Origin of the sequence: Nocardia sp. NPDC050697 (assembly GCF_040654395.1) — a bacterium.
In the GTDB taxonomy this organism is placed as follows: domain Bacteria; phylum Actinomycetota; class Actinomycetes; order Mycobacteriales; family Mycobacteriaceae; genus Nocardia.
Genome location: NZ_JBFAHY010000002.1, coordinates 709,938 through 729,923, shown reverse-complemented (window position 1 = coordinate 729,923; position 19,986 = coordinate 709,938). Strand labels below are relative to the sequence as shown.

22 protein-coding genes are annotated in these 19,986 nt (G+C 71.1%); 10 read left to right on the top strand and 12 right to left on the bottom strand.

The features are described from left to right. Window positions 1–44: 44 nt before the first annotated feature. The gene (locus tag AB0H71_RS11015; protein ID WP_357017948.1) at window positions 45–734 is read left to right on the top strand and encodes a ZIP family metal transporter; all 690 of its coding nucleotides are present in this window, start codon (window positions 45–47) and stop codon (window positions 732–734) included. A 134-nt stretch (window positions 735–868) separates the two neighbouring features. On the opposite strand, the gene AB0H71_RS11010 is transcribed toward AB0H71_RS11015, so the two are convergent. The 3 genes from AB0H71_RS11010 to AB0H71_RS11000 are packed head-to-tail and all read right to left on the bottom strand — an operon-like array spanning window position 869 to window position 2,581. Beyond that, window positions 869–1,702 carry a helix-turn-helix transcriptional regulator gene (locus tag AB0H71_RS11010; protein ID WP_357017945.1) on the bottom strand — a complete coding sequence of 278 codons (834 nt, stop codon included), beginning with the start codon at window positions 1,700–1,702 and terminating at the stop codon, window positions 869–871. Next, the gene (locus AB0H71_RS11005; protein WP_357017942.1) at window positions 1,699–2,226 is read right to left on the bottom strand and encodes a DUF6879 family protein; all 528 of its coding nucleotides are present in this window, start codon (window positions 2,224–2,226) and stop codon (window positions 1,699–1,701) included. Before AB0H71_RS11005 ends, AB0H71_RS11010 begins: the two co-directional genes overlap by 4 nt. Continuing rightward, window positions 2,204–2,581, bottom strand: coding sequence for a hypothetical protein (locus tag AB0H71_RS11000; protein WP_357017939.1), 378 nt, complete (start codon window positions 2,579–2,581; stop codon window positions 2,204–2,206). Before AB0H71_RS11000 ends, AB0H71_RS11005 begins: the two co-directional genes overlap by 23 nt. A gap of 178 nt (window positions 2,582–2,759) precedes the next feature. Here AB0H71_RS11000 and AB0H71_RS10995 point away from each other — a divergent pair, with 178 nt between their 5' ends. Further along, entirely contained in the window at window positions 2,760–2,957 is a 198-nt protein-coding gene (locus AB0H71_RS10995) for a hypothetical protein (protein WP_357017936.1), read from the top strand. A gap of 3 nt (window positions 2,958–2,960) precedes the next feature. Then, the gene (locus tag AB0H71_RS10990; RefSeq protein ID WP_357017933.1) at window positions 2,961–3,176 is read left to right on the top strand and encodes a hypothetical protein; all 216 of its coding nucleotides are present in this window, start codon (window positions 2,961–2,963) and stop codon (window positions 3,174–3,176) included. Between the two features lie 69 nt (window positions 3,177–3,245). Here AB0H71_RS10990 and groL read toward each other — a convergent pair whose 3' ends face one another. Together groL and AB0H71_RS10980 are read right to left on the bottom strand one after the other, a co-directional pair. Beyond that, window positions 3,246–4,871, bottom strand: a complete 1,626-nt coding sequence (gene groL / locus AB0H71_RS10985) for a chaperonin GroEL (RefSeq protein WP_067653902.1) — start codon at window positions 4,869–4,871, stop codon at window positions 3,246–3,248. Between the two features lie 207 nt (window positions 4,872–5,078). Continuing rightward, the gene (locus AB0H71_RS10980; protein ID WP_357017929.1) at window positions 5,079–5,393 is read right to left on the bottom strand and encodes a hypothetical protein; all 315 of its coding nucleotides are present in this window, start codon (window positions 5,391–5,393) and stop codon (window positions 5,079–5,081) included. Window positions 5,394–5,476: 83 nt separating this feature from the next. On the opposite strand from AB0H71_RS10980, the gene AB0H71_RS10975 reads away from it, so the two are divergent. Both AB0H71_RS10975 and AB0H71_RS10970 read left to right on the top strand, forming a co-directional pair. Further along, entirely contained in the window at window positions 5,477–6,109 is a 633-nt protein-coding gene (locus tag AB0H71_RS10975) for a suppressor of fused domain protein (protein WP_357017927.1), read from the top strand. Window positions 6,110–6,132: 23 nt separating this feature from the next. After that, on the top strand, window positions 6,133–8,184 hold the full coding sequence (locus tag AB0H71_RS10970) for an NAD(+) synthase (protein ID WP_357017924.1): 2,052 nt from the start codon (window positions 6,133–6,135) through the stop codon (window positions 8,182–8,184). On the opposite strand, the gene AB0H71_RS10965 is transcribed toward AB0H71_RS10970, so the two are convergent. From AB0H71_RS10965 to AB0H71_RS10940, 6 genes are all read right to left on the bottom strand, one after another. After that, window positions 8,181–8,885 carry a Clp protease N-terminal domain-containing protein gene (locus tag AB0H71_RS10965; protein ID WP_357017921.1) on the bottom strand — a complete coding sequence of 235 codons (705 nt, stop codon included), beginning with the start codon at window positions 8,883–8,885 and terminating at the stop codon, window positions 8,181–8,183. The genes AB0H71_RS10970 and AB0H71_RS10965 overlap by 4 nt on opposite strands. 49 nt (window positions 8,886–8,934) lie before the next feature. Then, window positions 8,935–10,026 carry an FAD-dependent oxidoreductase gene (locus tag AB0H71_RS10960; protein ID WP_357017918.1) on the bottom strand — a complete coding sequence of 364 codons (1,092 nt, stop codon included), beginning with the start codon at window positions 10,024–10,026 and terminating at the stop codon, window positions 8,935–8,937. A 103-nt stretch (window positions 10,027–10,129) separates the two neighbouring features. Beyond that, the gene (locus tag AB0H71_RS10955; protein WP_357017915.1) at window positions 10,130–11,011 is read right to left on the bottom strand and encodes an RNA polymerase sigma-70 factor; all 882 of its coding nucleotides are present in this window, start codon (window positions 11,009–11,011) and stop codon (window positions 10,130–10,132) included. A 9-nt stretch (window positions 11,012–11,020) separates the two neighbouring features. Further along, entirely contained in the window at window positions 11,021–11,863 is an 843-nt protein-coding gene (locus AB0H71_RS10950) for a phosphatidylcholine/phosphatidylserine synthase (RefSeq protein ID WP_357018502.1), read from the bottom strand. Window positions 11,864–11,922: 59 nt separating this feature from the next. Next, window positions 11,923–12,636: a phosphatidylserine decarboxylase gene (locus AB0H71_RS10945; RefSeq protein ID WP_357017912.1), complete on the bottom strand. Its 714-nt coding sequence runs from the start codon at window positions 12,634–12,636 to the stop codon at window positions 11,923–11,925. Window positions 12,637–12,788: 152 nt separating this feature from the next. Next, window positions 12,789–13,061, bottom strand: a complete 273-nt coding sequence (locus AB0H71_RS10940) for a GlsB/YeaQ/YmgE family stress response membrane protein (RefSeq protein ID WP_357017909.1) — start codon at window positions 13,059–13,061, stop codon at window positions 12,789–12,791. 216 nt (window positions 13,062–13,277) lie between these two features. On the opposite strand from AB0H71_RS10940, the gene AB0H71_RS10935 reads away from it, so the two are divergent. Beyond that, a complete protein-coding gene (locus AB0H71_RS10935; RefSeq protein WP_357017906.1) occupies window positions 13,278–14,303 on the top strand; it encodes a beta-ketoacyl-ACP synthase III in 1,026 nt (341 codons plus the stop codon). Between the two features lie 39 nt (window positions 14,304–14,342). Here AB0H71_RS10935 and AB0H71_RS10930 read toward each other — a convergent pair whose 3' ends face one another. Then, window positions 14,343–14,798: an SRPBCC family protein gene (locus AB0H71_RS10930; protein WP_357017904.1), complete on the bottom strand. Its 456-nt coding sequence runs from the start codon at window positions 14,796–14,798 to the stop codon at window positions 14,343–14,345. Between the two features lie 116 nt (window positions 14,799–14,914). On the opposite strand from AB0H71_RS10930, the gene AB0H71_RS10925 reads away from it, so the two are divergent. From AB0H71_RS10925 to AB0H71_RS10910, 4 genes are all read left to right on the top strand, one after another. Then, window positions 14,915–16,582 (top strand): FAD-dependent oxidoreductase, encoded by a 1,668-nt coding sequence (locus tag AB0H71_RS10925; RefSeq protein ID WP_357017902.1) that lies wholly within the window; start codon window positions 14,915–14,917, stop codon window positions 16,580–16,582. Window positions 16,583–16,595: 13 nt separating this feature from the next. Further along, window positions 16,596–18,032 (top strand): ATP-binding protein, encoded by a 1,437-nt coding sequence (locus AB0H71_RS10920; RefSeq protein ID WP_357017899.1) that lies wholly within the window; start codon window positions 16,596–16,598, stop codon window positions 18,030–18,032. Between the two features lie 36 nt (window positions 18,033–18,068). Continuing rightward, on the top strand, window positions 18,069–19,475 hold the full coding sequence (locus tag AB0H71_RS10915) for a wax ester/triacylglycerol synthase family O-acyltransferase (protein ID WP_357017896.1): 1,407 nt from the start codon (window positions 18,069–18,071) through the stop codon (window positions 19,473–19,475). A gap of 71 nt (window positions 19,476–19,546) precedes the next feature. Continuing rightward, window positions 19,547–19,981, top strand: coding sequence for a hypothetical protein (locus AB0H71_RS10910; protein ID WP_357017893.1), 435 nt, complete (start codon window positions 19,547–19,549; stop codon window positions 19,979–19,981). The last annotated feature ends 5 nt before the right edge of the window (window positions 19,982–19,986 follow it).

Genomic DNA, 19,986 nt, shown 5'->3' with positions numbered 1-19,986 from the left:
AATGCGAGTGCGGCGAAATACGTCCGGCTGCCTAGGCTGAGCGCATGGGAACCGCACTGCTCTACGGCCTCGGCACCGCGGTGCCGTTGGTGATCGGGGCATTCGTCGGGCTGCGCTGGTCGTTGCCGAAACAGGTACTCGCGACGCTCATGGCGTTCGGCGCGGGCACCATGATCGCCGCGGTCTCCGAGGAACTCTTCGGCCCCGCTTTCGGCCAGGCCGGGGTGACCGTCGCCGGGCTCGCGCTCTTCGCGGGCGCCGGGCTCTACGTCGGGGCCAACCACCTGCTGGAGACGCGGCTCGGGGCGAGCGCGCTCGGCTGGGCGCTCATGCTCGGCACCGTGCTGGACGGGATCCCGGAGAACACCGCGCTCGGGGTGACGCTCACCGAGTCCGGCGGGCTGGTGCTGCTGGTCGCGATCGCGGTCGGCAATGTGCCGGAGGCGATCAGCGGCTCCGCCCTGCTGCGCCGGGACAAGCACTTCCCGCCGCGCCGCGCCCTCCTGCTCTGGACCGCGACCGGCGTCGTCCTGGTGGCGGTGACGGTCGCCGGAAACCTGCTCTCCGACAACCTCTCCGCCACCAGCATCAGCACCGTCCAGGCGTTCGCCGGCGGCGCCACCATCGCGGTGCTCGCCGACTCGCTCATGCCGGAGGCGTACCGCGAGGGCGGCTGGTGGGTCGGACTCGCCACCGCCGCGGGCTTCCTGGTCGCCTTCGTGCTCGGGGGATAGCTACCCTCGGGGACGACCGAGGGGAAGTCCGTGCTGGCTCGGGGCAGCGTGGTTCGGCGCGGCCGGAGGCGGCGGCCTTCGCGGCCGGAACCGGCCCGCCGCGAGGGGGAGCACTAGACGGTACCGCCCATAACTCAGGCATCCGAGTCGTGCAGTACTCGACCGATCAACTCCCGCGCAGCATCTCCGGTCACAGACGACTCGGCCAGCTCAGCGAACAGGCGGGCATATGTCTCTACTTCGCGCGGCTGAGTCACCGATACCTCTGCGGTGGGTGTCTCCACCAGCACCAATCGGGCATCGAACATCACGAAGTTGGTCGATTGCATCGGCATCGGCCGATTGGCTGGAATGATTCCCAGCAGCACCCGGGGAAGCCCCGATACAGTCAGCAGCCGGTCCAGCTGCCCCCGGTGGACACCGGGACCACCGACCGGGTTGCGGATGGCGTGTTCAGTCACCACGACGTGAAACCGCCGGTCTCCCCGGTACAACCACTGTTGCCGCTCGATCCGCTTCGACACTCCGGCGTCGACGTCGTCGGGGATGCCGTAGAACCGTATGGCGCGCCCGAGTATCTGTTCGGCGTACTCCGGTGTCTGGAAGATGCCCGGAACAATCTGGGGTTCGTAGATGCGCTGTAGCCGGGTTTCCCGGGCCAGCTTCACCGACCGCTCTTGCCGCCGCCGGGTACCGGTGGCAAGTGATCGCCGAAGTTCGACGTAGGCCGCTTCGATCCCGCGCAGGGTAGCCAACAGGTCGGCCAGCTGATCCTGAGTGCCGGTGTGGTTGGTGTAGGCGCGTAGGTCGGCCTCGCTGGGTGGTCTGCTACCGGATTCGATCTTGGAAACCTTGGACTCGTGCCACCCGGAAAGCTGGGCCAACCGGCGACCGGTCAGCCCAGCATCCCGACGCATCTCACGGAGGCGCCTACCCAGCGTCTCCCGAGCCTGCCGCGGTGAAGTCACCTCGATGAACCCGCGTACTCATCGAACCGAGTAGCCTGCGACCACAGTCGATCACGAGTCTCCACGCAGTACCGCACCAACCCAGGATCGGTGGTCACCACCAGCCCGAGGCCACGGTGGTCGGCATCCCTGACGTGGAACGCAACTCGGAGGTCGTCGAACAGCCAGAAGTCTTCTGTAGGCACCTCCCCGGCGAGATGTCGGGGCAGATACCGGATGTCCTCCCCGGCACCGATGTTCTCCGGCGTCAGTGTCAATAACCAACGGCGATAATCGGTCAACGGTTGGGTGACCACCCGAACCCGGCTCACGGACACACCCCGACCGGTGGAGTCCTCCATCACAGTTCGCCACGGGTCGAACCACCTCGTGTCGGCCGGCTCGCCGTTCAGGAACCGGCGCAACGGCTCGGATTCCGACGCTACGGCGTAGGCGTCCAGAGTCTCCAGGTGGAATGCCGACCGCTCGCACTCGGCGAACAACGAACCCCAGAGGTCCGGCTCATCGTTGAGGCGAAGCAGCATGTCCGTAGAACCTCCGTGCCTGCCTGGGAACCTCGATCACTGATTCGTCGTCCGCGAGGTTCATCTGCGCCAGCGTCTCAGGGTCGGTGACAGGCCGACCGGTGAGGGTGAAGGTCCCCCGGCCGGTGTCGGCCAGCTCAGCCCCTATGAACGTGTCAGGCTCGGCGAACCCGAGCAACAGATGCGGGATTTCCACCGTTTCGGCTCGGCCGGTTGTCCAGCCTTGCACCGCGTAGGTGCCCTGGTCCGTCGCGTACAGCGTCGGGCATTCGCCCGTGCCGCTTCCGCCGGTGCCAAGGATTTCAGTGTCAGCATCGCGTGATCCCCCGTCGAACGACTTGGCGTTGTTTGACATATCTAAGGACCATTATCGCGCGGCTGGGCACTCAATGAGGCAGCTAAGAATGAATCCGGGCAAGTTTGGTCAAGTCGGTGGACCGGTTGCCTGGCGCATTCGTAGCGTCGCACCCAGCGCTCGGCACCGGTGGTTGCTCCTGGTGTCGAGTGCAAACCAAGCATCGAAGGGGGCGCGGGTGAGTAAGCAACTGCCGCAGCGGGTTCGGTTTCCTCGGACACAGCACCAGCAGCGTGCGGTGTCGGTGAAGACGTTGGAAGCGTTCGTGCTCGCGCTCCGCACCTGGGACGGACCATCTGCCGGGCACCGAGAACATGCCGTGAAGTCGGTGACGCTGGATGAAGCTCTCAACTTGGCGGATGGCCGAGCCTGGTAGGCGATGGTGGCCGAGTCTCCGAGACCGGACGAGCCGGATGTCCATCTGAGCATTCAGCTCCGTGGGATACCGCTGGATTTCGTAGCCTGCCGCACGGCGGCGATGATCTTCGTGCAAGAGCACTCCGAACGCCGATACGTGGACGCGGTGAGCGTGGACACCGATTGCGCGCCGCTCTTCAGCCGCCTGCCGAACGAACGGCTGTATCTGACGGAATAGAAGAGCCACGAAACGCCGGAAGCCGGCCCACCCGAGGGCGGACCGGCTTCCGGTGTAGAACAGGCGGACTCAGAAGTCCATGCCGCCCATGCCACCGGTCGGGTCGCCGGCGGGAGCCGCGGCCTTCTCCGGCTTGTCGGCGACGACGGCCTCGGTGGTGAGGAACAGGGCCGCGATGGAGGCCGCGTTCTGCAGCGCCGAGCGGGTGACCTTGACCGGGTCGGCGACGCCGGCGGCCAGCAGGTCCTCGTACTCGCCCGAGTCGGCGTTCAGGCCGTGGCCGGCGGGCAGGTTCGAGACCTTCTCCGCGACGACACCGGGCTCGAGGCCGGCGTTGAAGGCGATCTGCTTCAGCGGAGCCGAGAGCGCGACGCGGACGATGTTCGCGCCGGTGGCCTCGTCACCGGTCAGGGACAGCGCCTCCAGCGCGGGGGCGGCCTGCAGCAGGGCGACGCCGCCACCGGCGACGATGCCCTCCTCGACGGCGGCCTTCGCGTTGCGGACGGCATCCTCGATGCGGTGCTTGCGCTCCTTGAGCTCGACCTCGGTGGCCGCACCCGCCTTGATCACCGCGACGCCGCCGGCCAGCTTGGCCAGCCGCTCCTGCAGCTTCTCACGGTCGTAGTCGGAGTCCGAGTTCTCGATCTCGGTGCGGATCTGCGCGACCCGGCCCTTGATCGCCTCGGCGTCGCCGGCGCCCTCGACGATGGTGGTCTCGTCCTTGGTCACCACGACCTTGCGGGCCTGGCCCAGCAGCTCGATGCCGGCGGTCTCCAGGGAGAGCCCGACCTCTTCGCTGACGACCTCGCCACCGGTCAGGATGGCGATGTCGGCGAGCTGCGCCTTGCGGCGGTCACCGAAGCCGGGTGCCTTCACGGCGACCGACTTGAAGGTGCCGCGGATCTTGTTCACGACCAGGGTCGACAGGGCCTCGCCCTCGACGTCCTCGGCGATGATCAGCAGCGGCTTGCCGGCCTGGATGACCTTCTCCAGCAGCGGAAGCAGGTCCTTCACGGTGGAGACCTTGGAGCCGACCAGCAGCAGGTACGGATCCTCGAGGACCGCTTCCTGACGCTCGGGGTCGGTCACGAAGTACCCGGAGATGTAGCCCTTGTCGAAGCGCATGCCCTCGGTGAGCTCCAGCTGGAGCCCGAAGGTGTTGCTCTCCTCGACGGTGATGACGCCTTCCTTGCCGACCTTGTCCATGGCCTCGGCGATGAGCTCACCGATGGACGCGTCGCCGGCCGAGATACCGGCGGTGGCGGCGATCTGCTCCTTGGTCTCGACCTCCTTGGCGGTGTCGAGCAGCTTGGCGGTGACGGCCTCGACGGCCTTCTCGATGCCGCGCTTCAGCCCGAGCGGGTTCGCGCCGGCCGCGACGTTGCGCAGCCCCTCGCGCACCAGCGCCTGGGCCAGGACGGTAGCGGTGGTGGTGCCGTCACCCGCGACGTCGTCCGTCTTCTTGGCGACTTCCTTGACCAGCTCGGCGCCGATCTTCTCGTACGGGTCCTCGAGCTCGATCTCCTTGGCGATGGAGACACCATCGTTGGTGATCGTGGGGGCGCCCCACTTCTTCTCCAGGACGACGTTGCGGCCCTTGGGGCCCAGCGTCACCTTGACCGCGTCGGCGAGGCTGTTGAGGCCACGCTCGAGACCACGACGGGCCTCTTCGTCGTACGCAATTGTCTTGGCCATTGCGTTGAGATCCTCCATGTGGATGGCTGACACACAGGACGATCCCATGTCGGGTCGCCCCATTTACGCTGGCCAGGTTCGGTGCCCGCGACGGACGACCGAGGGTGTCGAGGTACCCGGTCTCACCGTCCCGACCTGGCACTCGCCTGTGGTGAGTGCCAATGCCATTTCTAGCACTCGAACATGCCGAGTGCAAGGTCGACCCGGCTAGCCCGGGTAGCCGGGGATCCACTGCCGGTCGTCGATGCGCAGCAGCAGCGCCACGAAGGCGTCCACCCGGCGCTGCTCCGGATCGCGCGGCTCCTCGTTCTCCATGGTGACCAGCTCCGCGTCGTGCAGCAGCAGCTCGGCCTCCACCCGCATGATCGCCCGGATGAAGGGCGGGGCGACCTCGGGCGGCAGATCGCCGTTGACGATGTACTCGCCGTCCGGCCCGGATTCGGTGGAGACATAGGTCAGCGCGCGGACCAGATCCGCTCGCCGCTCCCCCGCCACCAGGTCGGAATCCGGTTCATCCGCCATTGCTATATCTTATCCGGCCGCGGCCGGAATGCCGGTTCGCCGCCGCGGCGGGGCGGTACCGGCGGTCCGCCTACAGTGGCGAGGTGAGTGAAACACCCGGCCGTCCCCACGTCACCGGGGCACTCGCGCGGCTCTACGCCGACGCGGTGCCGGTGTACTGGGCGGGCGATAACCCCTGGTCGACGGGGGGTACCGAGCCGCTGGACGGCATCTCGGCGTATCGCAGGAGCGCCCCGATGCCGCACTGGCACTACGTGACGCACGGCCTCTCCGATCTCTTCGAGCACGGGCAGCGCTTCGAGTTCACCATGCGGACGCTGGACACCACGGACAGCACCGAGCCGCCGCAGTGGCCGGTGGATTTCCTGCAGAACCTGAGCCGGTTCGTCTTCCAGTCCGGTGAGTGGTTCGAGCCGGGCGACGCGGTGAAGTCGGCGGTGCCGCTCGGCGGCGACGGCTCCGCGCTGCGCGCCGCCGGCTTCGTGCCGGACCCGGAGCTCGGCACCGTCGGCGGGCTGATGTTCCTGCAGATCGTCGGGTTGACCACGGCCGAGTACCGGACCGCGCGCGGCCGCGACCTGCTCGACCTGCTGGCCCGGCTGGAGCCGCAGCTGCCGCTGTACGTCACCGACGTCGCCCGCGATTCGCTGGTGCCGGAGCCGCCGCCGGCGGCGCGCTGGCCGCGCTGGGGCGGGGGTCTGGCGGGCAGGCCGTGACGGCGCCGGGAAAGATGAGCGCCATGACGCTGCCGTTCGACTCGCTGTACCGGCACGGTTTCGCGCGGGTGGCCGTCGCGGTGCCGACCCTGCGGGTGGCCGACCCCGCCTTCAATGCCGCGCGCACCATCGAGCTGGCCCGCGCGGCCGCGGCCGACGGCACCGTGCTGACCGTCTTCCCCGAGCTCGGCCTCTCCAGCTACACCGCCGACGACCTGTTCCACCAGGACGCGCTGGACCTGGCGGTGCGGCAGGCGCTGGCCGAGATCGTCGAGGCCAGCCGCGAGCTCGCCACCGTGCTGGTGGTCGGGGCGCCGGTGCGGGCCCAGGGCAGGCTGTTCAACTGCGGCATCGTGATCGCCGACGGCGCGGTGCTCGGCGCGGTGCCGAAGAGCTACCTGCCGAACTACCGCGAGTTCTACGAGAAGCGGCAGTTCGCGGCGGCCCGCGAGGTGCTCGCCGACACCGTCGAGATCGCCGGGCAGACCGTTCCCTTCGGCGCCGACCTGCTCTTCCCGACGAGCGTCGACGGCTTCACCTTCCACCTGGAGATCTGCGAGGACGGCTGGGTGCCGCTGCCGCCGAGCGGCTTCGCCGCGCTGGCCGGCGCCACCGTGCTGGTGAATCTCTCGGCGAGCAATATCGTCGTCGGCAAGGCCGACTACCGGCGCGCGCTCTGCACCGGGCACTCGGCGCGCTACCTGGCCGCCTACCTGTACTCGGCGGCGGGCACCGGCGAGTCCACCACCGACATGGCCTGGGACGGGCAGGCGCTGGTCTGTGAGAACGGCGACCTGCTCGCCGAGGGCGAGCGCTTCGCCGACCACCCCCGGCTGGTCACCGCCGACCTGGACCTGCAGCGGCTGGCCGCGGACCGGGTGCGCACCACCAGCTTCGCCGACAATGTGCACGACCACCGCGAGCGGCTGAGCCGGTTCCGGAAGGTGCCGGTCACGCTGCCGGTGCCGGAGGCCGCGGTGGCGCTGCGCCGGGAGATCCCGCGCTTCCCCTACGTCCCCGCCGACCCGGCCGCGCGCAACGAGCGCTGCGCCGAGGTGCACCACATCCAGGTCGAGGGGCTGAGCACCCGGCTGCGCGCGGCGGGCGCGCAGCGGCTGGTGATCGGGGTCTCCGGCGGGCTGGACTCCACCCAGGCGCTGATCGTCGCGGCCAAGACCATGGACCGGCTGGGGCTGCCGCGCACCAACGTGCTGGCCTACACCATGCCCGGCTTCGCCACCAGCACCAGGACCAGGACCGACGCGCACCGGCTGATGGCGGCGCTCGGCGTCACCGCGCACGAGATCGATATCCGGCCATCGGCCGAGCAGATGCTGCGCGACCTGGGGCACCCCGCCGCGGACGGGGCGCCGCACTACGACGTCACCTACGAGAACGTGCAGGCCGGCGAGCGCACCTCGCACCTGTTCCGGCTGGCGAACATGCACGACGCGCTGGTGGTCGGCACCGGCGACCTGAGCGAGCTGGCCCAGGGCTGGTGCACCTTCGGCGTCGGCGACCACATGGCGCACTACAGCGTGAACGCCTCGGTGCCGAAGACGCTCATCCGGTACCTCATCGCCTGGGCGGCGGAGACCGGGCAGTTCGGGGCCGAGGCGAACGCGGCGCTGACCTCCATCCTGGCCACCGAGATCTCGCCGGAGCTGGTGCCGTCGGCCGACGGCGACGAGGCGCCCGGTCAGAGCTCCGAAGCCACCGTCGGCCCCTACGAACTCCAGGATCTGCACCTCTACCAGCTGCTGCGCTTCGGCTACCGGCCGAGCCGGATCGCCTACCTGGCGCACGCCGCGTGGTCGGACCGGACCCGCGGGCGCTGGCCCGACCTGATCCCGGAGGACCAGCGCAACGAGTACGACCTGGCCACCATCAAGCACTGGCTCCGGCTCTTCCTCCGCCGCTTCGTGCAGACCAGCCAGTTCAAGCGCTCCACGCTGCCGAACGCGCCGAAGGTCGGCTCCGGCGGCTCGCTCTCGCCGCGCGGCGACTGGCGGGCGCCGAGCGACGCGGTGGCGACGGCCTGGCTGGACGAGCTGGAGCGCAACGTCCCGGATTAACCGCCGAGCCCGGCCAGGATCTCGACCAGGTGCGCCTCCACCCGCGCCTTCTGCAGCCCGAGGCCGCTGAGCACGCCGGTGCCGTTCTCCTGCTCCAGCAGCGCGAGCAGCACGTGCTCGGTGCCGACGTAGTTGTGGCCGAGCCGGACCGCCTCGCGGAAGGTCAGCTCCAGCGCCTTCTTGGCATCGGCGTCGAAGGGGATGAGCGCCGGGATCGGCTCGCCGCTCGGCTCGGGCAGCGCGGCCGCGGCCGCCGCGGCGACGGCGTCCAGGGTGACCCCCTGGGTCTCGAGCTCCTTCGCGGCCAGCGCCTCCGGCTGGGTGAGCAGCCCGAGCACCAGGTGCGGCAGCCCGATCACGGTGTGGCCGGAGTTGCGCGCCGCCTCCTGCGAGGCGGCGACGGCGCTGCGGGCGCGCGGGGTGAAGCGGCCGAACCCAGCGGCCGGGTCCAGCCCGGCGTCCGGGCCCTTGGGCACGAAGCGCTTCTGCGCGGCCTGCTTGCTGACGCCCATGCTGGCGCCGATATCGGTCCAGGAGGCGCCGGAGCGGCGGGCCTGGTCGACGAAGTGGCCGATCAGGTGATCGGCCACCTCGCCGAGCGTCCCCGCGGTCACCACGGCGTCGGAGAGCTGCTCCAGGACGTCGTCGGGGCGGGCCTTCTTGATGCCGTCGATCAGGTCGTCGAGTCGTACGTTCGTCATGCGTCAACCATAGGTTGACGAACTCGCTCCGTCAACCAAGAGTTGACGATCAGCTCGGCAGCCCGGCAGCCTTGGCGGCGAACCGCACGATCCGCTCCTTGACCCAGGCGCCCGCCCTTCCGGTGATCACGATGCGCGCGGGCGTGTCGTCGGCGCGCACCGCGTGCACCATGCCGTCGGTGCGGCCCAGGCTGTAGCACTGCAGGTGGTAGCGGAAGCGGAACTCGCGCGGCTCGGCGCCGCGCGCCCGCGCGCCGATCGCGGTCGCGGCGTAAGCGCCCTGCGGCAGCGCGGTGGCGCAGGCCATGCGCAGCACCCGGCCGTCCGGCCCGGCGATGGCGGCGGCATCGCCGACGGCGTAGACCTCCGGGTGCGAGACCGAGCGCAGCGTGGCGTCGGTGCGTACCCGGCCCGCGCCGTCCACCGCGAGCCCGGCGGCCGCGGCCAGCCGCGGCACCGAGAACCCCGCGGTCCAGAGCACGGCCTCGCCCGGCACCTCGGTGCCGTCGGCCAGCCGGACGCCGGCGGCGGTCACCGCGGTGACCTTGGCACCGGCCCGCACCTCGACGCCGAGCCGGTCGAGCACCTTCCGCACGTGCGCCCGGCCGCGGGCCGAGAGGTGCGCCACCGGCTCGTCCGCGCCGAGCAGGGTGACCCGCAGCTCGGGGCGGGACTCGGCGAGCTCGGCGGCCAGTTCCAGGCCGGTGGCGCCCGCGCCGACCACCAGTGCCCGGCCGGTCGGCGGCGCGGCGTCGGCGAGATCCTCCGGGGTGGCGACGGTTACCGCGTGCTCGGCGGCGCCGGGCACGTCGGCGGCGCCCCCGGCCGAGCCGAGCGCGTAGACCAGGGTGTCGTAGGGCAGCGCGGCGCCGTCGGCCAGCCGGACCTCGCGCGCGTCGAGATCCAGCGCGACGGCCTTGCCCTGGACGAACCGGATCCCCCTGCGGCCGAGCACCTCGGCGAGGTCCCACTCCGGAATGGCCTGCCCGGCGGCGCGCTGGTGCAGCCGGACCCGCTCGACGAAGCGGGCGCGGGCGTCGAGCACGGTGATCTCCGCGCCCGGCGCGGTGCGGACCAGCTTGGTGGCGGCGGCGAGGCCGGCGTAACCGGCGCCGAGGACGACGATGCGGCGGGTGGTCATGATGTGGCTCCTTCGGCGAAGCTGCTACCCGGGCGCGCCGGGCCTGACACCACTCAGACCGGGCAGCCGCCGCCGAGCTGACACCTTCCCGCTGTGAACCCGGTCACCGGAAGCGCCCGAGCTTCGCCGGGTTCAGCACGAAGGAGAGCGCGACCAGCCGCGGGCCGTCCTGGAAGTCGCCGAACTCGGGGACGACGACCACGTAGACCGCGCCGTCCACCCGGGCCAGCAACCCGGGCGCGCCATTGACCTCGGTGGCCTCCAGGGTGAAGCCCGCGGGCGCCTTCCGGACCAGGCCGAGCAGGAACGCCGAGACCCGGTCCGCGCCGGTGACCGGGCGCCGGGCCGCGCTCACCACGCCGCCGCCGTCCGAGGTGGCGACGACGTCGGCGGCGAGCAGCGCGCGCAGCCCCGCCACGTCGCCCTCGCCCGCCGCGGCGAGGAAGCGCTCCAGCAGCTCGCGGGCCCGCTCCACCGAGACCTCGAAGCGGCCGCGGCCCTCGCGCACCCGGACGCTCGCGCGCGAGTAGATCTGCTGCGAGTTCGCCTCGGAGAGCTCGAGCATGGCCGCGATCTCGCGGTGCGGGTAGCCGAAGGCCTCGCGCAGCACGAAGACCGCGCGCTCCACCGGGTTCAGCCGCTCCAGCGCGGCGAGCAGCGCCAGCGAGACCAGCTCGCGCTGCTGCGCCGTCTCGAGCGGGCCGAGGTCGGTGTCCGGGGTCGGCACCGGCTCCGGCAGCCAGGGCCCGACGTAGCTCTCCCGCCTGGCCCGCGCCGACACCAGCCAGCTGCGGCAGAGGTTCACCGTGACCGTGGTCAGCCAGGCCTCGGCGGAGCGGATCTCGGCGGTCTCGGCGGCGGCCCAGCGCAGGTAGGTCTCCTGCACCGCGTCCTCGGCCTCGCTCGCGCTGCCGAGCATGCGGTAGGCGAGCGCGAAGAGCCGCGGCCGCTGCCGCAGGAATTCGTCGAGGTCCGAGCTGCTCATCGGCTTCGGTCAGCGCCTGCGCTGGTCGTCGCGCGGCCGGTTGTTCCCGCCGGGCCTGCGCAGCCGGAGCCGCGCGGTGGAGATGGCCGGGCGCGGCAGGCTCGGCCTGCGCCGGGCCGCGCGGCGCTGCGCCCTGCGCTCGGCGGGCTTGTCCTGCCAGGTCTCCGGCCGGGCCGCGACCCAGCGCTGCGAGCGCCAGGCGAACGGGATGTGCGCCAGGTACAGCGCGATCAGCACCAGCAGCAGCACGATCGGGAAGGTCACCAGCGCGGCGGCCGCGATCGCGACCAGCACCAGCAGCGCCGCCGCGGCCTGCGGCGCCACCCGCACCGACTTCATGGCCAGCGTCGGGATGGTGCTCACGCAGAGCAGCGCGGAGAACACGGTCCAGGCGGCGACCTCGTAGAACCCGACCCACCAGCCGTCGCCGAACTGCACGAGCAGCGCGATCGGGGTCAGCGCGATGAGCGCGCCGGCCGGGGCCGGGACGCCGACGAAGTACTCGCGCGACCACTCCGGCCTGGTGTCGTCGTCCATCAGGGTGTTGAACCGGGCCAGCCGCAGCACCACGCTGACCGCGAAGAGCAGCGCCACGATCCAGCCCGCGCTGTACTCGTCGAGCAGCGCCACGTAGAGCACCAGCGCGGGGGCGACGCCGAAGGAGATGGCGTCGGAGAGCGAGTCCAGCTCGGCCCCGATCTTGGTGGTGGCGTCGAGCATGCGCGCCAGCCTGCCGTCCAGCGTGTCGAAGACCGCGGCCGCGCCGACCATGGCCAGCGCGGTCGACAGCTCGCCGTCCAGCCCGAACTTCACCGCCGAGAGCCCGGAGCAGAGCGCCAGGATGGTGACCATGCTCGGCAGCAGCCGGACGCTCCGCCTGCGGCGCCCCTCGGCGGGCCCCGCCTGCGCGATCACGACAGGACGGCGAGGACGGTCTCGCCGCCGATGGTGCGCTGACCAGGCAGCACCAGCAGGTCGGTGCCCGCGGGGAAGTAGGTGTCGACCCGGGAGCCGAAGCGGATCAGGCCGTAGGTGTCGCCGATGGTCAGCACATCGCCCGCGCGCGCCTCGTTGACGATCCGGCGGGCGATCAGCCCGGCGATCTGCACCACGACGACCTGCTTGCCGTCGGGCGTCTCCAGCACCATGCCGGTGCGCTCGTTCACCGAGCTGGCCTCGGCCAGGTCGGCGGAGCGGAACTGGCCGGGCTGGTGCACCACGGTGCGCACGGTCCCGGAGACCGGGGTGCGCTGCACGTGCACGTCGAGCACCGAGAGGAAGATGCTGACCCGGGGCAGCGGGGCGTCGCCGAGCCCGAGCTCCGGCGGCGGCACCGCGGAGTCGACCAGCGCGACCTCACCGTCCGCGGCGGCGACCACGGCGCCCCTGATGTTCGGCGGCACCCGGTGCGGGTGCCGGAAGAAGCCGGCGCAGGCCGCGGCCGTCAGCAGTCCGGCCCTGCGCACCCAGCGCCGCTTGCGGCCGAGCGCCGCCACCGCGAGCGGGGCGGCCACGAAGGGCAGCCCGGCGGGGTGCAGCGGGGGGATCGAGGACCGGATGAGGTCGGCGATGTGGCCGGCTCCGGTGGTCTCGGGGGTGCCGGACGGGGTCGGGCGGCGTGCCACAGGCTCCTCTTTCGATGTCGGGTACGAGCACCACACCTTACGCCGACGCGACCTCCCGATCGTGGTCGGCGTTGGGCATATCCCGGGCAACCCGCGGGCATGCGTAATCGGCACCGCCGGAAGTCCGGGCGGCGCCGATTACGCGCGCCGGGTCAGTGCACCGGACGGCGACCGGTGACGAGCTTGACCAGGAACAGCAGGATGACCGCGCCGGCGAGGCAGGTCAGGAAGCTGAAGATCAGGCCGCCGCCCTCGACGTCGACCCCGAACAGCTTCAGCAGGAACCCGCCGAGCAGGCCGCCGATGACACCGACGACGATATTGAGCAGGATGCCCTGCTGTGCGTCCGTCTTCATGAACTTGCTGGCGATCCAGCCGGCCAGGCCGCCGATGATGATCCAGCCGATAATCCCGAGACCGAGCATTGTGTCCTCGCATCACTAGTTGGGTGCGCGCCGCTTCGAGCCATCGCCGCGCTGTCCACCGGATACCCCCGCTCGAGGGGAATACGCGCGCGCACTCCGAAGGGCGGAGATAATATGAGGAAGCCTCATGTCCAACGTTCCGGCCAACACCCGGCAACGCTGGACCGCAATAACCGACGCCACCCGCCGGCTCGGCCGTGGGGACAGGAGACGCACATGGTCGCAATCGCACAGACGACCGGGGTTGAGCACACCGCCATCCTCGGGCTCGGGGTATACCGGCCCGCGCGCATCGTCACCAACGACGAGGTCGCGGGGCCGATCGACTCCAGCGACGAGTGGATCCGCACCCGCTCCGGCATCCGGACCCGCCGCTTCGCCGACGACACCGAGACGGTGCGCAGCATGAGCGTCGCGGCCGCGAAGGGCGCGCTGGAGTCGGCGGGGGTCGCCGTCGACCAGGTGGACACCGTCATCGTCGCGACCTCGACGCACCTCATGCTCACCCCGGCCGCGGCCCCGCAGATCGCCACCGAGCTCGGCATGAACGGCGCCGCCGCCTTCGACGTCTCGGCGGGCTGCGCGGGGTTCTGTCACGCGCTGGCGCTCGCCTCGGACCTGGTGCGGGCGGGCACCGCGGGGCACGTGCTCGTCATCGGCGTGGAGAAGCTGACCGACACCATCAACCCGGCGGACCGCTCCACCGCGTTCCTCTTCGCCGACGGCGCGGGCGCGGTGATCGTCGGCCCGGCCGAGGAGCAGGGCATCGGCCCGACGGTGTGGGGCTCGGACGGCACCCAGAGCCACGCCATCCGGCAGGACAAGGACTGGCTGGAGTTCTTCGCCGAGATCGAGGAGAAGGGGCTGGACGCGGTCCGCCCCTACCTGACCATGGAGGGCACCGCGGTCTTCCGCTGGGCCGCGCACTCGCTGGAGAAGGTCTGCCGGGACGCCATCGACCGGGCCGGGCTCGCCACCGACGACCTCGACGCCATGATCCCGCACCAGGCCAACGGCCGGATCATCGAGATCATGGCCAGGGTGCTCAAGCTGCCGGAGAACTGCGCGCTGGCCAATGACATCGAGGAGACCGGCAATACCTCGGCCGCCTCGATCCCGCTGGCCATGGAGCAGCTGCTGCGCACCGGGCAGTCCAAGCCGGGCGACACCGCGCTGCTCATCGCCTTCGGCGCCGGGCTCTCGTACGCCGCCCAGGTGGTCACGCTGCCGAACTGGGCCTGACGCACCCGCGGCCCCGCGCGCCGGGGCCGCGGGCCGTGCTCAGGCCGGGGTCTCGACCGCGGCCTTGATCCCGGCCAGCGTCTGCTTCATGCCGTCGACCAGCTTGACCTCGAACGACTCCTCGCCGCCGAGCACCGCCCTGATGGCGTTGCGGGAGAAGGCCGTGGTGCCGTCGGACATGTCCCTGGTCTGGGTGAGCCGGGTGCCGGTGGCGGTTGGCTCCAGGCTGAAGCGCCAGGTGCTGCGGTTCTCGGTGACCCGGAAGGCGAACTCCCGGTTCGGCTCGAAGGCCACGATGCGCGCGGTGGTCGGCCAGTACTTCCAGCCGTCCCGGTTCAGGTTGACGGTCCAGGTGCCCGGCTTCAGCGGGCCGAGCGGCTGCATCCGCACGCACTGCGGGCTGAACTCCGGGATCCGCTTGGGATCGGCCACCACGGCCCAGACGCGCTCCGGCGGGGCGATGATGTCGACGGTCGCTTCCAGATTCTTCGGCAACGCTGCCTCCTGTTCGCGGTACTGACGGATACAGTAATTCTAGTCGGGCCGCTTCACCCTGTTCGCCCTGGGCAGAGCAATGCGACAGGTCGGTTCGCGGCGCGCATACTCGGTGGGTGACTTCCCCCGCCGCCGATAAACCGCTCATTCTCAGCGTCGACGACGATCCCGGCGTCTCCCGCGCGGTCGTGCGCGACCTGCGCCGCCGCTACGGCGCCGATTACCGGATCCTGCGGGCCGAGTCCGGGCCGTCCGCGCTGGAGGCGCTGCGCGAGGTGAAGCTGCGCGGCCAGCAGGTCGCGGTGCTGATCGCCGACTTCCGGATGCCCGGCATGGACGGCATCGAGTTCCTGGAGCAGGCCATGGACCTGCACCCGTACGCGCGCCGGGTGCTGCTCACCGCCTACGCCGACACCAATGCCGCGATCGACGCGATCAACGTCGTCGACCTGGACCACTACCTGCTCAAGCCGTGGGACCCGCCGGAGGAGAAGCTCTACCCGGTGCTGGACGGGCTGCTGGAGGCGTGGCGCGGCAGCGAGCAGCGCCCGGTGTACGGCACCAAGGTGATCGGCACCCGCTGGTCGCCGCGGTGCTCGGAGGTGCGCGAGTTCCTGGCCCGCAACCAGCTGCCCTACCGCTGGTACCCGGCGGACGAGCCGGAGGGCGCCAAGCTGCTCGCCGCTGCGGGCCGGGACATCAGCTGCTGCCCGGTGGTGATCACCGCCGAAGGCGAGCCGCTGGTGCAGCCGACCGACGGCGAGCTGGCCGAGCGGGTCGGGCTGAACACCACCCCCACCGGCGAGTTCTACGACCTGATCGTGGTCGGCGGCGGCCCGGCCGGGCTCGGCGCCGCGGTCTACGGCGCCTCCGAGGGGCTGCGCACGGTGCTGGTGGAGCGCACCGCGACCGGCGGCCAGGCCGGGCAGAGCTCGCGGATCGAGAACTACCTCGGCTTCCCGGACGGCGTCTCCGGCGGGCAGCTGGCCGACCGGGCCAGGCGGCAGGCCGGGAAGTTCGGCGCCGAGCTGGTGACCACCCGCGAGGTGGTCGGGCTGGAGGTGAACGGCTCGGCGCGCACCGTGCGCTTCGCCGACGGCGGCACGCTCTGCGCGCACACCGTGATCATCGCGACCGGCGTCGACTACCGCAGGCACCCGGCACCGGGAGTGGACGAGTTCACCGGCCGCGGCGTCTACTACGGCTCGGCCATGACCGAGGCGGCGGAGTGCGCGGGCCACGAGGTCTACATCGTCGGCGGCGCCAACTCGGCCGGGCAGGCGGCGGTCTTCCTCTCCCGCAACGCCGGGCGGGTGCACCTGGTGGTACGCGGCGACTCGCTGGAGAAGTCCATGTCGCACTACCTGGTGCAGCAGATCGCCGCCATCGAGAACATCGAGGTGCACACCTGCACCGAGGTGATCGGGGCCGACGGCGACGACCACCTGCGCGGCATCGTGCTGCGGAACAACGAGACCGGGCGCGAGGAGAAGGCCGAGACCGAGCGGCTCTTCCTCTTCATCGGCGCCGCGCCGCAGACCGGCTGGCTGGACGGCACGGTGGCCCGCGATGCCGCCGGGTTCGTGCTGGCCGGGCCGGACCTCACCCCCGAGGGCGGCAGGCCGTCCGGCTGGGAGCTGACCCGCTCCCCGCACCACCTGGAGACCAATGTGCCCGGCGTCTTCGTCGCCGGCGACGTGCACGCGGAGTCGGCCAAGCGGGTGGCCTCCGCGGTCGGCGAGGGGGCCATGGCCGTCATGTTCGTGCACCGTTACCTCGCCTAGGAAGGAATCCATCGTGAGCGAGCTTGTCTGCGATCCGGCCGAGCTGCGTGAGCTCTTCCTGTTCGAGAAGCTGAACGACGAGCAGCTGGCCTGGCTGTGCCGGGACGGGCGGATCGAGGAGCTGGAGCCCGGGATTGCCTTCCGCGAGGGCGAGCCGGCGACCTGCTTCTACGTGCTCATGGACGGTGAGCTGCGGCTCACCAAGCTCTCCGCGGGCACCGAGATCGAGCTGACCCGCACCGACCACCGCGGCTCCTACGTCGGGGCGTGGACCGCCTACCTCGGCGATCGGGCCGACCAGAGCTACGTGTCGTCCATGGTCATCACCCGGCCGTCGCGCTTCTTCGTGCTCGACGCCGCGACCTTCTCGGCGATGATGCGCGAGTGGTTCCCGATGGCGGTGCACCTGCTGGAGGGCGCCTTCTTCGGCAACCGGGACAAGCACGAGCGGGTGGCCGAGCGGGAGCGGCTGCTCGCGCTCGGCTCGCTCTCCGCCGGGCTCACGCACGAGCTGAACAACCCCGCCGCGGCCGCGGTGCGCGCCACCTCCGGGCTGCGCGAGCGGGTCGCCGGGATGCGGCACAAGCTCGGCATGATGGCACAGGGCAAGTTCCCGCCCGAGGTGCTGGTGACCCTGGTCCGGCTGCAGGAGGACGCCGCCGAGCTGGTGGCCAAGGCCCCCGAGCTCACCCCGCTGGAGGCCGCCGACCGCGAGGACGCGCTCGGCGACTGGCTGGCGGAGCACGAGATCGCCGACGGCTGGAACCTGGCGCCCAACTTCGTGCAGGCCGGGATCGACGTGGACTGGCTGGAGCGGGTGGCCGGCACGCTGGAGGGCTGCACCGAGCAGGTCTTCGAGGGCGCGATCCGGTGGCTGAACTACACCATCGAGACCGAGCTGCTGATGAACGAGATCGCCGACTCCACCACCCGGATCTCCACCCTGGTCGGCGCGGCCAAGCAGTACTCGCAGATGGACCGGGCCCCGTTCCAGGTGGTCGACGTGCACGAGCTGCTCGACAGCACCCTGGTGATGCTGAACCGCAAGCTCGGCGACGGCATCGCCCTGGTCAAGGAGTACGACCGCACGCTGCCGCCGATCCCCTGCTACGCCGCCGAGCTGAACCAGGTGTGGACCAACCTGATCGACAACGCGGTCTACGCCATGAACGGCTCCGGCACGCTCACCGTCCGCACCTACCGGGACGACGTCTGCCTGGCGGTGGCGATCGGCGACACCGGCCCCGGCATCCCCGCCGATATCCGGCGCCGGATCTTCGAGCCGTTCTTCACCACCAAGCCGGTCGGCGACGGCACCGGGCTCGGCCTCGACATCAGCTTCCGGATCGTGGTGAACAAGCACCACGGCGATATCGAGGTGGCCTCCGAGCCGGGGTCGACGGTCTTCACCGTGCGGATCCCGCTGGAGCGCCCGGCCGAGGCCGAATAGGCCAATAGCTGCAACGCGTTCCACTACACTCCCGACATGGAACGCCTCACCGGACTCGATGCCAGCTTCCTGTATCTGGAGACCGGGACGCAGCACCTGCACGTGTGCGCGCTGCTGGTACTCGATCCCGGTGCGGAGGGCGGCGACTACTCGTTCGACGCCTTCAAGGCCGAGCTCGGGCGCAGGCTGGCCTACGTGCCGCAGATGCGCCGGAAGCTGCGGGCGGTCCCGCTCGACCTGGACTACCCGTACTGGGTCGAGGCGGGCGACTACGACCTGGACTACCACGTCCGGCGGTACGGGCTGCCCGCGCCGGGCGGCCGCGCGGAGCTGGCCGCGCTGGTCGGCGATATCGCGAGCACCCCGATGGACCGCAACCACCCGCTCTGGCAGGTGCGGGTGGTGGAGGGGGTGGACGGCGACAAGGTCGCGGTGATCCTCAAGTACCACCACGCCGCGGTGGACGGCGTCACCGGCTCCGAGCTGCTGATGGCGCTCTGCGATACCGAGCCGGGGCAGCACCGGGACCAGGAGCCGCCCGCCGCGCTCGGCCGGGAGCCCGAGCCGAGCGACCTGCGGCTGCTCGCCGAGGCGGCGCTGCGCTTTCCGACCAGGGCCGGGGTGGTGCGCATGGTGCCGAAGACCGTCGGCAAGCTGGCCGGGATGGTGCGCAGGCGCCAGGGCAACCGCTCCGGCATGGCGCTCCCGCTGACCGCGCCGCGCACCCCGTTCAACCGGACCATCACGCCGCACCGCGCGGTCGCCTTCACCGAGGTCGAGCTGGCCGAGGTCAAGCGGATCAAGAACGCCTTCGGGGTGAAGATCAACGACGTGGTGCTCACGGTGGTCGGCGGCGCGCTCCGCGACTACCTGATCGAGCGCGGCGAGCTGCCGGAGGACAAGTCGCTGCTCGCCACCATCCCGGTCTCGGTGCACGAGTCGTCGCGGCACACGCGCGGGATCAACAAGGTCTCCTCGCTCTTCTGCGATCTCGGCACCGACATCGCCGACCCGGTGGAGCGGCTGAAGCGGGTGGCCGAGGCGAACCGGGCCGCCAAGGAGGAGCACGAGGAGCTCATCGGCGCCGACTTCCTGCAGGACTGGACGCAGTACGCGCCGCCGAACACCTTCCGGATCGCGATGCGGCTCTACTCCTCGCTGAAATTGGCGGAGCGGCACCCGGTGGTGCACAACCTGGTGGTCTCCAATGTCGCGGGGCCGCCGCTGCCGCTGTACTTCCTCGGGGTGCGGCTGCTCAGCTCGTATCCGTTCGGCCCGATCTTCCACGGCTCCGGGCTGAACATCACCGCGCTCTCCTACGACGGGAAACTCGACTTCGGGCTGATCGCCTGCCGGGAGCTGGTGCCCGACCTGGCCGAGCTGACCGACCGGATCCCCGGCGTGGTCGAGGCGCTGCGCGCGGCCGCCGAGCAGACGGCCTGAGCGGTGCCGGGTACAGTGCTGCCGACGCGCCGGAGCCGCCGGTGCCGCGAACGACCAACGGGGGATCCACCATGGCCCGACTCTCCGCCGCCGTGCTCGCCGCCGGTGTGCTCGCCCTGGTCGTGAGTGGTTGCGGGCCGGACGAATCGGCCGATGCGAACGGCTTGCGCAAGGGGAGCACCGGTGCCGCGGCCAGTACTACCGCCGTCGCGTCCAGCAGCACCGCCGCGAGCAGCGCTCCGGCCGCGCCGGGCAGCAGCGCCGCGGAGCCGACGCCGCCCGCCGCGGCGCCGAGCGGGACCGGGGCCGACATCAGCTGCGCCGACTTCCGGAAACTCGACACCGATCAGGAGAAAGCGGTGATCGAGCTGATCCTCGCCGAGAATCCGGACAGCCCCTTCGCGGGCAGCCCGAACGTCGCGCTCGGCACCGCGAAGCTGGTCTGCCTCTCGCCCAGCGTGGCCGACGAGCCCGTGGCCACGGCGGCGGGGCTCGTCGCCGGGTAAGAATG